The sequence below is a fragment of the Pseudomonas sp. BE134 genome, from assembly GCF_031456105.1.
Taxonomy (GTDB): Bacteria; Pseudomonadota; Gammaproteobacteria; order Pseudomonadales; family Pseudomonadaceae; genus Aquipseudomonas.
Map to the genome: position 1 here is coordinate 19,205 of NZ_JAVDUA010000025.1, position 13,798 is coordinate 33,002.

Below are 13,798 nucleotides of genomic sequence, written 5' to 3' on the forward strand. Positions count from 1 at the left end.
CCCCAGACGGTATGGGTTAGTTTCATTTAAAAGAAGCCACCGCAGGACTATGACTGGTCCCCTGCGGCCTTCTTGGTCACCCGGCGATATCGCGAATGGCGATCTCGCTCATGATGCGTTCCAGCACCTGATCGATGGATAATTCCGTGGAATCCAGCTGTATGGCGTCAGCCGCCGGTTTGAGCGGGGCTACCGCTCGCTGGGTGTCACGCTCATCGCGGACACGTATCTCATCTAGCAGACTCGACAGACTAACACCATCGTCTTTGCCCTTCAACTGCAAGTATCGACGGCGCGCACGCTCCTCGGCACTGGCAGTGAGGAAAATCTTCAAAGGCGCGTCCGGAAAAACCACCGTGCCCATATCTCGGCCATCGGCGACCAACCCCGGCATTTCCTGGAAAGCACGCTGGCGCTGCAGCAGCGCCTCGCGTACCGCGGGCAGCGCTGCGACCTGGGATGCACCGGCACCGACACTTTCCGTACGAATCACATCGCTGACTTCATCGCCTTCGAGAATGATTCGCTGCAGTTGACCGTCCGTCGCAGCGATAAACTGCACGTCCAGATGAGCGGCCAGTTTTTTCAGCAACTCTTCATTGGTCAGATCAACACCATGATTGTGCGCGGCGAACGCCAGCAAACGGTACAGCGCACCGGAATCCAGCAGGTTCCAGCCCAGACGCTTCGCCAGTATCCCGGCGATCGTGCCTTTACCGGAACCGCTCGGGCCATCAATGGTAATGACTGGCGACTTGTTGATCACGACTGAGCCTCTTCAGCTACCCGGATACCAACCTGCGCGCACAGCGCGAGGAAGTTCGGGAACGATGTCGCAACGTTGGCGCAATCATGGATGCGGATCGGTGCAGTCGCGCGCAACGATGCAACGCTGAATGCCATGGCAATCCGGTGATCGCCGTGACCATGCACTTCGCCGCCACCGATCAGGCCGCCGTCGATGATGATGCCGTCCGGGGTCGGTTCGCATTTGACACCGAGCGCCAGCAAGCCATCAGCCATGACCTGAATCCGGTCGGACTCTTTGACCCGCAGCTCTTCAGCACCACGCAGGACAGTGCGCCCTTCGGCACAGGCCGCAGCCACGAACAGCACCGGGAATTCGTCGATGGCCAGCGGAACCAGCGCCTCGGGAATCTCGATACCTTTGAGTTTAGCTGCACGTACGCGCAGGTCCGCAACAGGTTCGCCGCCGACTTCACGCTGGTTTTCCAGAGTGATATCGCCACCCATCAGACGCAGGATGTCGATCACGCCGGTACGGGTCGGATTGATGCCGACATGTTCCAGCACCAGCTCCGAACCTTCGGCGATCGATGCGGCTACGAGGAAGAACGCGGACGACGAGATATCGCCCGGCACTTCAATGTGGGTCGCGGTCAGCTTGTGCCCGGATTCGACCGATGCGGTCGCGCCATTGACGCTGACCGGATAGCCAAAACCTTGCAACATGCGCTCGGTGTGGTCGCGCGTCGGGGCAGGCTCGGTAACGGTGGTCTTGCCTTCAGCGTACAGACCCGCCAGCAGCAGGCAGGATTTAACCTGGGCACTGGCCATTGGCATGGTGTAGGTCAGACCTTTGAGCTTGTTGCCGCCACGAATGGTCATCGGTGGACGACCTTCAGCAGCGGTCTCGATCACAGCGCCCATTTCACGCAGCGGGTTGGCGACGCGATTCATCGGACGCTTGGACAGCGAGGCATCACCAGTCAGGGTGCTGTCGAAGTTCTGAGCAGCCAAAAGACCAGACAGCAGACGCATCGAGGTGCCGGAGTTGCCCAGATAGATTGGGCCCGGCGCCGGCTTCAGGCCATGCAGGCCAACGCCGTGAATGGTCACGCGACCATGGTGCGGACCTTCGATTACAACGCCCATGTCCCGGAAGGCTTGCAGGGTCGCCAGAGCGTCTTCGCCCTCAAGGAAGCCTTCGACTTCGGTGACGCCCTCGGCCAGAGAGCCAAGCATGATCGAACGGTGGGAAATCGATTTATCGCCCGGTACACGAATCCGCCCAGTCAGGCGGCCACCAGGTTGTGCCAGGAAAATCAGGTCGTTGGAGTTCATAGCGTCCACATAGGCCCGGCGGGCCAGGATTTTACTGAAATGCTCGCGGGCAACCCGGGCGCGTGTGAACACGCCCAACAATTGGTGCCCATCCCCTGCATCGACCGCGTCGCGCAAGGCGTCGAGATCGCTGCGAAATGTATCAAGTGTGCGCAGAACAGCTTCGCGGTTGGCGAGGAAGATGTCGTGCCACATGACCGGGTCGCTTCCCGCGATTCTTGTGAAATCGCGGAAACCGCCCGCAGCGTAACGGAAGATCTCAAGGTTTTCATTGCGCTTGGCCAGCGAATCGACCAAACCGAACGCCAACAGGTGCGGCAAATGGCTGGTCGCCGCCAACACTTCATCGTGGCGCTCGACCTCCATGTGCTCGACATCGGCGCCCAATTCGCGCCACAAACGGTCGACCACTGCCAACGCGGCCGGATCGGTTTGATCCAGCGGCGTCAGAATCACTTTATGGCGACGGAACAGCTCGGCATTGGAGGCTTCCACCCCGCTCTGCTCGGAGCCGGCAATGGGATGCCCCGGCACGAAACGCGACGGCATGCAGCCAAAGGCTGCGGTTGCCGCACGGACGACGTTGCCTTTGGCGCTACCCACATCGGTCAAAATGGCCGAACCCAGCTCCATTGCTGCGAGGTGCGCCAGCATTTTTTCCATGGCAAGGATCGGCACGGCCAGCTGAATCACATCAGCACCCTGACAAGCTAACGCCAGGTCTTCTTCGCAGCGATCCACCACGCCCAACTCGACCGCCAGCTTGCGTGACTGCGGATCGAGATCGACCCCGACCACTTCGCGGCACAGGCCACTTTCACGCAAGCCCTTGGCAAACGAACCACCGATCAATCCCAGACCAACCACCACCAGGCGACCGATCATAGGTGCAGCAGATTGCAGTGCAGTGACATCACCCACGAGCCAGGACCTTGGTCAGCGCCTCAAGGAAGCGGCTGTTTTCCGCCGGCAAACCGATGGTGATGCGCAGGTGGTTCGGCATGCCGTAGTTGGCCACCGGACGCACGATCACGCCTTCGCGCAACAGGCCTTGAAATACCGGCGCTGCCACGCGACCGAGATCAACGCAGATGAAGTTGCCTTTAGACGGAATCCAGCTCAAGCCCAACTCACGGAAACCGGCTTCCAGTTGCAACATGCCGGACTCATTCAAGCGACGGCTTTCAGCCAGGTAATCGGTGTCTTGCAGCGCAGCGCAGGCAGCGGCCAAGGCCAGACTGTTGACGTTGAACGGCTGACGCACACGGTTCAGTACGTCGGCGACCACGGCGGTGGACAAGCCATAACCGACCCGCAACGCCGCCAGACCGTAAGCCTTGGAGAACGTGCGTGAAACCAGCAGGTTCGGATAAGCCGCCAGATAGTCCAGACCGTCCGGCAAATCACTGCCCTCGGCGTATTCGATGTAGGCCTCGTCCAGCACCACCAGCACATGCGCGGGAACATCCTGGAGGAATTCGTCCAGTGCCTCGGCATCGAACCAGGTCCCGGTCGGGTTGTTCGGGTTGGCGATAAAGACCACACGAGTGTCGGCATCGATCGCCGCCAGCATGGCCGACAGGTCATGCCCCCAGTCTTTGGCCGGAATCACTTTGGCCTGGGCACCCACGGCCTGGGTCACAATCGGATAGACCGCAAATGCGTGTTCGCTGAACACGGCATTGAGGCCCGGCGCCAGATAGGCACGCGCGACCAGCTCCAGAATGTCGTTGGAGCCGTTGCCCAGCGTCACTTGATTCAGCTCGACGCGGCACTGTTCGGCCAACAGGGTCTTGAGTGCAAAACCGTTGCCGTCCGGGTACCGGGTCAGCTCGGCCAGCGCATCCTGAATCGCTGTCAGCGCTTTGGGACTTGCGCCTAACGGGTTTTCATTGCTGGCCAGTTTGACGATGCTTGCCGGATCAAGATCCAGTTCGCGCGCCAGTTCGTCCACAGGTTTGCCCGGGACGTACGGTGAAAGTTGTTGCACGCCCGGCTGTGCCAGAGCGAGGAAGTCATCACTCATTTGCTACCCCTTAGAGAACTGCTTTCGGGTAGGAACCCAGCACTTTGAGTGCCACTGCTTCCTGACTGATCTTTTCCAGCACACCTTTGATCAACGGATCGCGATGGTGGCCGACGAAGTCGATGAAGAACACGTAGGTCCATTTACCGCTGCGCGACGGACGCGTTTCGATGCGCGTCAGGTCGATACCGTTGTCATGGAACGGCACCAGCAATTCATGTAGCGCACCGGGCTTGTTGCTCATGGAAACAATGATCGAGGTCTTGTCATCGCCGGTCGGCGGCACTTCCTGACTGCCGATCATCAGGAATCGCGTGGAGTTATCCGGACGATCCTCGATTTTTTCGGCCAGTCGGGTCAGCCCGTACAGGCCTGCAGCCATGTCGCCGGCAATGGCCGCCGAGTTCCACTCACCTTTTACCCGCTTGGCCGCTTCAGCGTTGCTGGACACCGCCACGCGCTCGACATTCGGGTAATGGGCGTCCAGCCACTTGCGGCATTGGGCCAGCGACTGGGCATGGGAATAGATGCGGCTGATGCTGTCAGTCTTGGTGTTTTCACCGACCAACAGGTGGTGGTGAATCCGCAACTCGACTTCACCACAGATGACCATGTCGTGTTCAAGGAAGCTGTCGAGGGTGTGGTTGACGGCGCCTTCGGTGGAGTTTTCCACCGGGACCACGCCAAAGTTCACCGCACCGGCCGCCACTTCGCGGAACACTTCATCGATCGCCGCCATCGGCTTGCTGATCACCGCGTGGCCGAAGTGTTTCATGGCCGCCGCCTGGGTGAAGGTGCCTTCAGGGCCGAGGTAAGCCACTTTCAGCGGCTGCTCGAGCGCCAGGCACGAGGACATGATTTCGCGGAACAACCGCGCCATCTCTTCGTTACCCAGCGGCCCTTTATTACGTTCCATCACACGCTTGAGCACCTGAGCTTCGCGCTCAGGACGATAGAACACCGGCACTTCGCCTTCGGCCAGCGAGGCCATCTTTACTCGCGCAACTTCCTGGGCGCAGCGTGCGCGCTCACTGATCAGCTCCAGGACTTTCTCGTCCAGGGCATCAATGCGCAGGCGCAGTGCCTTTAGTTCTTGCTCAGACATTAGCCGTGTTCCTTCTCGAACTCTGCCATGTACGAAATCAGCGCGTTGACCGCAACGATGTCGACGGCGTTATAGATGGAGGCGCGCATGCCGCCCACGGAACGGTGACCCTTGAGGTTCAACAGGCCACGCGCGTCGGCACCGGCCAAAAACGGCTTGTCCAGACGGTCATCGGCCAGACGGAACGGCACGTTCATCCACGAGCGGTCCGATTTGTTGATCGGATTGCTGTACAAGCCGCTGGCGTCGATGAAGTCGTACAGCGTGCGCTGCTTCACTTCATTGAGCTTGCCGATTGCTTCAACACCACCCTGCTCTTTCAGCCACTCGAACACCAGACCGGACAAGTACCAGGCCAGGGTCGGCGGGGTGTTGTACATCGAGCCGTTATCGGCCGCGACCTTGTAATTGAGCATGGTCGGGCACAGGGAACGGGCGTGACCCAGCAGGTCTTCGCGAACGATGTTGACCACGATGCCGCTCGGGCCGATGTTTTTCTGGGCGCCGGCGTAGATCATGCCAAAGCGCGAAACATCGATCGGGCGCGACAGAATGTCCGAAGACATGTCAGCCACCAGCGGTACGTCACCGGTTTCGGGGATCCACTGGAACTCCAGACCGCCGATGGTTTCGTTCGGCGCGTAGTGAACGTAGGCCGCGTCTTTCGACAGGTTCCATTCGTTCTGACCGGGAATAGCGAAATAGTCGTAAGGCTTGGCGGTCCCGGCGACATTCACGTTGCCGTAGCGCGAAGCTTCTTCGATGGCTTTCTGCGACCAGATACCGGTGTCGATATAGTCGGCGGTGCCGTTTTCCGGCAACAGGTTCAGAGGAATCTGAGCAAATTGCTGGCTGGCGCCACCTTGCAGAAACAGCACTTTATAGTTCGAAGGGATATTCAGCAGATCACGCAGATCCTGCTCGGCCTTGGTGGCGATGGACACGAACTCATCACTGCGATGGCTCATTTCCATGACTGACAGGCCCTTGCCGTGCCAATCAAGGAGTTCACCCTGGGCGCGCTGCAGGACAGCTTCGGGAAGTGCCGCAGGACCGGCACAGAAGTTATAGGCTCTCTTGCTCACATCCAATCTCGCTCTGATCTGGTGGTATCACGCAATAAATCGCATTGTCAGCCGACACCGGGCCCCTTCTGAAACCGGTTTTTGTGGGAGCGAGCCTGCTCGCGATTGCATCACCGCGATACATCTAATGCACCGAGCCGCCTGCATCGCCAGCAGGCTGGCTCCCACAAGGGATCTCCGGAGGTGTCGATTTTTCATTACGGACAAATAACAAGGGGGCGAATTCTCATCCGCCCCCTGTTTGTACGCTTACTCTTGTGGCTCTTCGTCAGCGGCGGCATCGAGTTGCTGATCGTCAACAACGTCGTCGATCACGACCTCACCAACGAACTCTGCACCCTCTTCACCTTCCAGCTCTTCACCTTCGACTTCCGACGGCTCCTGAACCCGCTCCAGACCGACCAGCGTTTCGTCGCTGGCCAGCTTGATCAGGGTCACGCCCTGGGTGTTACGACCCAGGCTGGACACTTCGTCGACACGGGTACGAACCAAAGTGCCCTGGTCGGAAATCAGCATGATTTCTTCGCCATCGAGCACCTGGACCGCGCCGACCAGACGGCCATTACGGTCGTTGCTGACCATGGCGATAACGCCCTGACCGCCACGCTTGTACTCAGGGAACTCGGTGATCGCCGTGCGCTTGCCGAAACCACGCGCCGAAGCGGTGAGGATCTGGCTGCCTTCTTCAGGGATCAGCATGGAAATCAGCTTCTGCCCTTCTGGCAGACGCATGCCGCGAACACCGCGAGCGGTACGGCCCATGGCGCGAACGTCGGTTTCCTTGAAGCGAGTGACCTTGCCGCCGTCGGAGAACAGCATGACTTCACGCTCGCCATCGGTAATGGCGGCAGAAATCAGTACGTCACCTTCGTCCAGCTCCAGCGCGATCAAACCAACGCTGCGTTGACGGCTGAAGGATTCCAGCGGGGTCTTCTTCACGGTGCCTTTGGCAGTCGCCATGAAGATGAAGTGACCTTCGGTGTATTCCTCGACCGGCAGCATGGTGGTGATGTATTCATCACTGTCCAGCGGCAGCAGGTTGACCAGCGGACGACCACGGGCAGCGCGGGAGGCTTCCGGAATTTCGTAGGTTTTGAGCCAGTACACTTTGCCTTTGCTGGAGAACAGCAGCAGCGTGGTGTGGCTGTTGGCAACCAGCAGGTGAGCGATGTAGTCCTCATCCTTGACGCCGGTCGCGGATTTGCCTTTACCGCCACGACGCTGAGCCTGGTACGCAGCCAAAGGCTGGGTCTTGGCATAGCCACCGTGGGAAATGGTCACGACGCGCTCTTCTTCCGGGATCATGTCACCCAGGGTCAGGTCGAGACGGGCATCGAGGATCTCGGTACGGCGCACGTCGCCGTACTCGGCGCGGATCACTTCCAGCTCTTCGCGGATCACTTCCATCAGGCGCGTGGCGCTGCTGAGGATGCGGATCAGCTCGCCGATCTGGTTGAGGATCTCTTGATACTCGGCCAGCAGTTTTTCGTGTTCCAGACCGGTCAGACGGTGCAGACGCAGTTCTAGAATGGCTTGCGCCTGTTCTGGCGACAGGAAGTACTTGCCGTCGCGCAGGCCGTATTGCGGGTCCAGGGTCTCTGGACGGCAAGAATCGGCACCGGCGCGCTCGACCATGGCCACCACGGCGGAGGATTCCCAGGCCGTGCTGATCAGCGCTTCCTTGGCTTCCGACGGCGTTGGCGAGGCCTTGATCAGGGCGATGACCGGGTCGATGTTCGACAGGGCAACCGCTTGACCTTCGAGAATGTGACCACGTTCACGAGCTTTACGCAGCTCGAACACGGTACGGCGGGTAACGACTTCGCGACGGTGACGAACGAAAGCTTCCAGCAGGTCCTTGAGGTTGAGGATCCGTGGACGGCCATCGATCAGCGCAACGATGTTGATGCCGAACACGGCTTGCAGCTGAGTCTGGGCGTAGAGGTTGTTGAGGATCACCTCAGGCACTTCGCCGCGACGCAGTTCGATCACGACGCGCATACCGTCCTTGTCGGACTCGTCGCGCAGCTCGGTGATGCCTTCCAGCTTCTTCTCTTTGACCAGCTCGGCGATCTTCTCGATCAGACGGGCCTTGTTGAGCTGGTAAGGGAGTTCGGTAATGACGATCTGCTGACGGCCACCGACCTTGTCGATGTCTTCGATCGTCGAGCGGGCGCGCATGTAAATGCGGCCACGACCGGTGCGGTAGGCTTCGATGATGCCGGCGCGACCGTTGATGATCGCGGCAGTCGGGAAGTCCGGACCGGGGATGTATTGCATCAGCTCATCGATGGTCAACTCTGGGTTGTCGATGAGGGCCAGGCAACCGTCGATGACTTCACCGAGGTTGTGCGGCGGAATGTTGGTCGCCATGCCCACGGCGATACCGCTGGAGCCGTTGACGAGCAGATTGGGAATACGGGTCGGCATGACCGCCGGGATCATTTCAGTGCCGTCGTAGTTCGGCACCCAGTCCACGGTTTCCTTGTGCAGGTCGGCCAGCAACTCGTGCGCCAGCTTGGTCATGCGCACTTCGGTGTATCGCATCGCCGCGGCGTTGTCGCCGTCCACCGAACCGAAGTTGCCTTGACCGTCGACCAGCAGGTAACGCAGCGAGAACGGCTGCGCCATGCGGACGATGGTGTCGTACACCGCGGTATCACCGTGCGGGTGATACTTACCGATGACGTCACCGACAACACGGGCAGATTTCTTGTACGGCTTGTTGAAGTCGTTGCCCAGCTCGCTCATCGCGAACAGCACACGCCGGTGCACGGGCTTCAAGCCATCGCGCGCATCCGGCAGGGCCCGCCCGACAATTACGCTCATTGCGTAGTCGAGGTAGGACTGCTTCAGCTCGTCTTCGATATTGACCGGGAGGATTTCTTTGGCCAGTTCGCCCATGAGAAGCTCGATTCCTTTTTCTGGTGAAACTTCGTCACATCCATATGGGACGAACGAAGCTCGCCGCTGCAGGCTGAGTGCCATACACCGACTTACGACAAATCAACAAGAAGAACCATGGATTTGCGCAGTAAAGACAACCCCATGGGGCTGCCTCGGAAAACGCCGGATGTTATCACAAGAGCCGCCACGCACCTATCCCCCAGACGCGCATGGAGCATAGTTAGTTGACCGGTGACAGGCTTAACGGGGACGAGAGGGGCTCAGAGCCGCTCCGAATGAAGAATTCGCGACTGAATTACGCTTATTTATTGACTTTGAGGGCCTTATCGCCAGCAGGCTGGCTCCCACAAGATCGTTGTCGATCCCATAGCCTGTGGGAGCCAGCCTGCTGGCGATGGCGATTCACAAGGCGCCGGCGCCCTCAATGCAGACGCTTGCGGCACATCAACTGCGCCATTTTCGCGGTGTCCGGCCGTTCGACGATGCCTTTTTCGGTGACGATCACGTCGATCAGGTCCGCTGGCGTTACATCGAACACCGGATTGAACGCACCAATATCCGCCCCGAGCCGCTTGCCACCAATCTCCAACAACTCGCGGCCGTCGCGCTCTTCGATAGGAATTTCGTCGCCACTGGCCATGTTCAGGTCGATGGTAGAACTCGGCGCCACCACCATGAAGCGCACGCCATGATGCATGGCGTTGACCGCCAGCTGATAGGTGCCGATCTTGTTCGCCACGTCGCCATTGGCGGTGATCCGGTCAGCGCCGACGATCACCCAGGTCACGCCTTTGACTTTCATGATGTGCGCGGCAGCGGAGTCGACATTTACGGTCACGGGAATGCCTTCATTGGCCAGTTCCCATGCGGTCAAACGCGAACCTTGCAGCCATGGTCGGGTTTCGTTGGCGTAAACGCGCTCGACCATGCCTTCGATAAAGGCCCCGCGAATTACCCCCAGCGCGGTACCGAAGCCGCCAGTGGCCAGCGCGCCGGTGTTGCAGTGGGTCAGGATCGCCTGGGCGTTGCCCTGGTGCTTGCGGATCAGGTCCACACCCAATTGGGCCATGGTCAGGTTGGCTTCGCGATCACTTTCATGAATGGCAATGGCTTCCGCCTCCAGCGCTGCCAGAGGGTCTGCGGCTTCCTTAAGACGGTCCAGGCGGTCACGCATGCGACTCAAGGCCCAGAACAGATTCACTGCCGTAGGACGGGAATCGGCCAGTAACGCGTAATCCTCTTCCCACGCGGCCTGCCAGTCACCGCCCTCGGCAATTCGGGCGCGGGCCGATAGCACCATGGCATACGCCGCACTGATGCCGATCGCTGGCGCACCGCGCACCACCATCGAACGGATGGCCTCGGCCACACCGGCTGCACTGGTGTAGGCAATCCAGGTTTCTTCGAAAGGTAAAATCCGCTGATCCAGCAGGTAGAGGGTGCCATCACGCCAATCGATGGCCTTCACTTTCTCCGCAGCCAACAGTCGATCGCGCATCCCTCACCCCGCACTCAAGCACAAAAGCCGCCGATTATAGCGATCACCCCGCCAAGACGCTCGGGTATACTTCGCCATCCTTTACAAAAGCACTGGAACCGATCCTCGATGCCGAACACTGCCGCTGCGCTCGACTTGTTGTTGCTGCCGACCTGGCTGGTACCCGTCGAACCCGCTGGCGTTGTCCTCAAAGAGCATGGCCTGGGCATCCGTGACGGACGCATCGTATTTATCGGCCCACGCTCGATTGCGCTGAAGCTTAACGCAACTGAAGTCCGTGAGTTGCCGGACATGCTGCTCAGCCCCGGGCTGATCAACGCTCACGGGCACGCGGCCATGACGCTGTTTCGTGGCCTCGCCGATGACCTTCCACTCATGTCCTGGCTGGAAAACCACATTTGGCCGGCAGAAGCCAAGTGGGTCGATGAAGCCTTCGTACGAGATGGCACGGACCTGGCTATCGCCGAACAGATCAAAGGCGGCATCACCTGCTTCTCTGACATGTATTTCTTCCCGAAGGTTGCCAGCGAGCGCGTACATAACAGCGGTATTCGCGCACAAATTGCGATTCCGATCCTCGACTTCCCGATCCCGGGCGCCAGCACGGCGGACGACGCCATTCGTCAGGGCGTGGAATTGTTTGGCGACCTCAAGCATCACGAGCGCATCAAAATCACCTTTGGCCCCCATGCGCCGTACACCGTGGGCGACGAAAACCTGGAGAAAATCCGCGTGATCGCCGAAGAGCTGGATGCCTCGATCCACATGCACGTCCATGAAACCGCTTTCGAAGTGCAGCAATCGGTCGAGCAGCGCGGTGAACGCCCGCTGGCCCGCCTTGCCCGCCTGGGCTTGCTCGGGCCGCGCTTCCAGGCCGTTCACATGACCCAAATCAGCGATGAAGACCTGGTGACGCTGGTAGAAAGCAACACCAATGTGATTCATTGCCCGGAATCCAACCTGAAGCTGGCCTGCGGTTTTTGCCCGGTCGAGCGGTTGTGGCAGGCGGGCGTCAACGTCGCCGTCGGCACTGATGGTGCCGCCAGCAACAACGACCTCGACCTGCTAAGCGAAACCCGTACCGCTGCGTTGTTGGCCAAGGCCGTCGCCGGCTCGGCCACCGCGCTGGATGCCCATCGCGCCTTGCGCATGGCCACACTCAATGGCGCCCGCGCCTTGGGGATCGAGGCTGAAACGGGTTCGCTGGAAGTTGGCAAGGCGGCCGATATAGTGGCGTTTGACCTGTCCGGTCTGGCGCAGCAACCGGTCTATGACCCGGTTTCGCAACTGATCTACGCCACCGGTCGCGATTGTGTGAAACACCTGTGGGTCGCCGGCAAGCAACTGCTCGACGACCGGCGCCTGACCCGCCTGGATGAAGAGCAGTTATGCGCCACCGCCAAGGCGTGGGGCCAACGTATAAGTGGCCGCACCGATTCGTAAGATCCCCGGACCCAACACCGGGGCAACAGGATTTTTCAAGTTTTAGAGGACTGAACCATGAGCAACGTCGACTACGCCGAGATCGCCAAATTCGAAGCCCTGGCCCATCGCTGGTGGGACCGTGAAAGCGAGTTCAAGCCACTTCACGACATCAATCCGCTGCGGGTCAACTGGATTGACGAACGCGTCAATCTGGCCGGCAAGAAGGTGCTGGACGTCGGTTGCGGCGGCGGGATTCTCAGCGAGGCCATGGCCCAGCGCGGCGCCACCGTCATGGGTATCGACATGGGTGAAGCGCCGCTCGCGGTCGCGCAGTTGCACCAACTGGAGTCGGGCGTGAACGTCGAATACCGACAGATCACGGCCGAAGGTCTCGCCGAGGAAATGCCCGAGCAATTCGACGTCGTCACGTGCCTGGAAATGCTTGAGCACGTACCCGATCCGTCTTCGGTCATCCGCGCCTGCTTCCGCATGGTCAAGCCCGGCGGCCAGGTGTTCTTCTCCACCATCAACCGCAACCCGAAGGCTTACCTGTTCGCCATTGTCGGCGCTGAATACATCATGAAACTGCTGCCGCGCGGCACGCACGATTTCAAGAAATTCATCCGCCCATCCGAGCTTGGCGCCTGGAGTCGCATGGCGGGCCTGACCGTCAAGGACATCATCGGCCTGACCTACAACCCGTTGACCAAGCACTACAAACTGGCGGCCGATGTGGACGTCAACTACATGATCCAGACCCTGCGAGAGGAGTAAGCCGATGCGTATCAGAGCAGTCCTTTTTGACATGGACGGCACGCTGCTCGACACCGCGCCGGACTTTATTGCCATCTGCCAGGCGATGCGCGCTGATCGTGGCATGCCGCCCATGAATGACCAGCACATTCGTGACGAGATCTCCGGCGGCGCCAAGGCGATGGTCGCCGTGACCTTTTCGATCGACCCGGAATCACCGGGCTTTGAGGAACTGCGACTGGAGTTCCTGGAGCGCTATCTGGCCGGGTGTGCGGTGCACAGCAAACTCTTCGATGGCATGGGCGAACTGCTGGCCGACATCGAGAAGGCCAACCTGATCTGGGGCGTGGTCACCAACAAGCCACTGCGTTTCGCCGAGCCGATCATGCAGCAACTGGGGCTGGCCGAGCGTTCCGCACTCCTGATCTGTCCCGATCACGTAAAGAACAGCAAGCCTGATCCGGAACCACTGATTCTGGCGTGCAAAATGCTCGACCTGGACCCGGCCAGCGTGCTGTTTGTCGGCGATGACCTGCGCGATATCGAGTCGGGGCGTGATGCCGGCACCAAGACAGCTGCGGTGACCTACGGCTACATTCACCCCGACGACAACCCGCGACACTGGGGCGCGGACGTGGTGGTGGATCATCCGCTGGAACTGCGCAAGGTGCTTGATAGCGCTTTGTGTGGTTGCTGAGAACCGATTCTGTGAGCGAGTCAGGAATGCCAGCAACTATGCATTCCTTGTAGCAGCTGCCGTAGGCTGCGTTCGGCTGCGAAGCAGTCGTGAAATCAGACGACCCGGTGTTTCAGCTTGTCCATGCTCGCAGTATTTGCGACTGCTGCGCAGCCGAACGCAGGCTTCGCCAGCTGCTACAGACCGCATCCGGGCCTGACGGACTTGCTCGCGAATG

The 13,798-nt window shown here is 59.9% G+C and carries 10 protein-coding genes; 3 read left to right on the forward strand and 7 right to left on the reverse strand.

The window, feature by feature from the left end:
- Positions 1 to 76: 76 nt before the first annotated feature.
- The 7 genes from cmk to mtnA form a co-directional block, all read right to left on the reverse strand.
- Positions 77 to 766 (reverse strand): (d)CMP kinase, encoded by a 690-nt coding sequence (gene cmk, locus J2Y56_RS20090; RefSeq protein WP_150780642.1) that lies wholly within the window; start codon positions 764 to 766, stop codon positions 77 to 79.
- Positions 763 to 2,970: a bifunctional prephenate dehydrogenase/3-phosphoshikimate 1-carboxyvinyltransferase gene (locus tag J2Y56_RS20095; protein ID WP_310352275.1), complete on the reverse strand. Its 2,208-nt coding sequence runs from the start codon at positions 2,968 to 2,970 to the stop codon at positions 763 to 765. Before J2Y56_RS20095 ends, cmk begins: the two co-directional genes overlap by 4 nt.
- 28 nt (positions 2,971 to 2,998) lie before the next feature.
- Entirely contained in the window at positions 2,999 to 4,111 is a 1,113-nt protein-coding gene (hisC, locus tag J2Y56_RS20100) for a histidinol-phosphate transaminase (RefSeq protein WP_310352216.1), read from the reverse strand.
- 10 nt (positions 4,112 to 4,121) lie between these two features.
- A complete protein-coding gene (gene pheA / locus J2Y56_RS20105) occupies positions 4,122 to 5,216 on the reverse strand; it encodes a prephenate dehydratase (RefSeq protein WP_033055815.1) in 1,095 nt (364 codons plus the stop codon).
- Positions 5,216 to 6,301 (reverse strand): 3-phosphoserine/phosphohydroxythreonine transaminase, encoded by a 1,086-nt coding sequence (gene serC, locus J2Y56_RS20110; RefSeq protein ID WP_310352217.1) that lies wholly within the window; start codon positions 6,299 to 6,301, stop codon positions 5,216 to 5,218. Before serC ends, pheA begins: the two co-directional genes overlap by 1 nt.
- 249 nt (positions 6,302 to 6,550) lie before the next feature.
- Positions 6,551 to 9,205, reverse strand: a complete 2,655-nt coding sequence (gyrA, locus tag J2Y56_RS20115; RefSeq protein WP_007945812.1) for a DNA gyrase subunit A — start codon at positions 9,203 to 9,205, stop codon at positions 6,551 to 6,553.
- 424 nt (positions 9,206 to 9,629) lie between these two features.
- The gene (mtnA, locus tag J2Y56_RS20120; protein WP_007945811.1) at positions 9,630 to 10,706 is read right to left on the reverse strand and encodes an S-methyl-5-thioribose-1-phosphate isomerase; all 1,077 of its coding nucleotides are present in this window, start codon (positions 10,704 to 10,706) and stop codon (positions 9,630 to 9,632) included.
- 108 nt (positions 10,707 to 10,814) lie between these two features.
- On the opposite strand from mtnA, the gene J2Y56_RS20125 reads away from it, so the two are divergent.
- From J2Y56_RS20125 to mupP, 3 genes are read left to right on the forward strand one after another with little or no spacing between them, the layout of a single operon-like run.
- Positions 10,815 to 12,149 carry a TRZ/ATZ family hydrolase gene (locus tag J2Y56_RS20125; protein ID WP_310352218.1) on the forward strand — a complete coding sequence of 445 codons (1,335 nt, stop codon included), beginning with the start codon at positions 10,815 to 10,817 and terminating at the stop codon, positions 12,147 to 12,149.
- 57 nt (positions 12,150 to 12,206) lie between these two features.
- Entirely contained in the window at positions 12,207 to 12,905 is a 699-nt protein-coding gene (ubiG, locus tag J2Y56_RS20130) for a bifunctional 2-polyprenyl-6-hydroxyphenol methylase/3-demethylubiquinol 3-O-methyltransferase UbiG (protein WP_007945809.1), read from the forward strand.
- A gap of 4 nt (positions 12,906 to 12,909) precedes the next feature.
- A complete protein-coding gene (gene mupP, locus J2Y56_RS20135) occupies positions 12,910 to 13,581 on the forward strand; it encodes an N-acetylmuramic acid 6-phosphate phosphatase MupP (RefSeq protein WP_007945808.1) in 672 nt (223 codons plus the stop codon).
- Positions 13,582 to 13,798 lie beyond the last annotated feature (217 nt).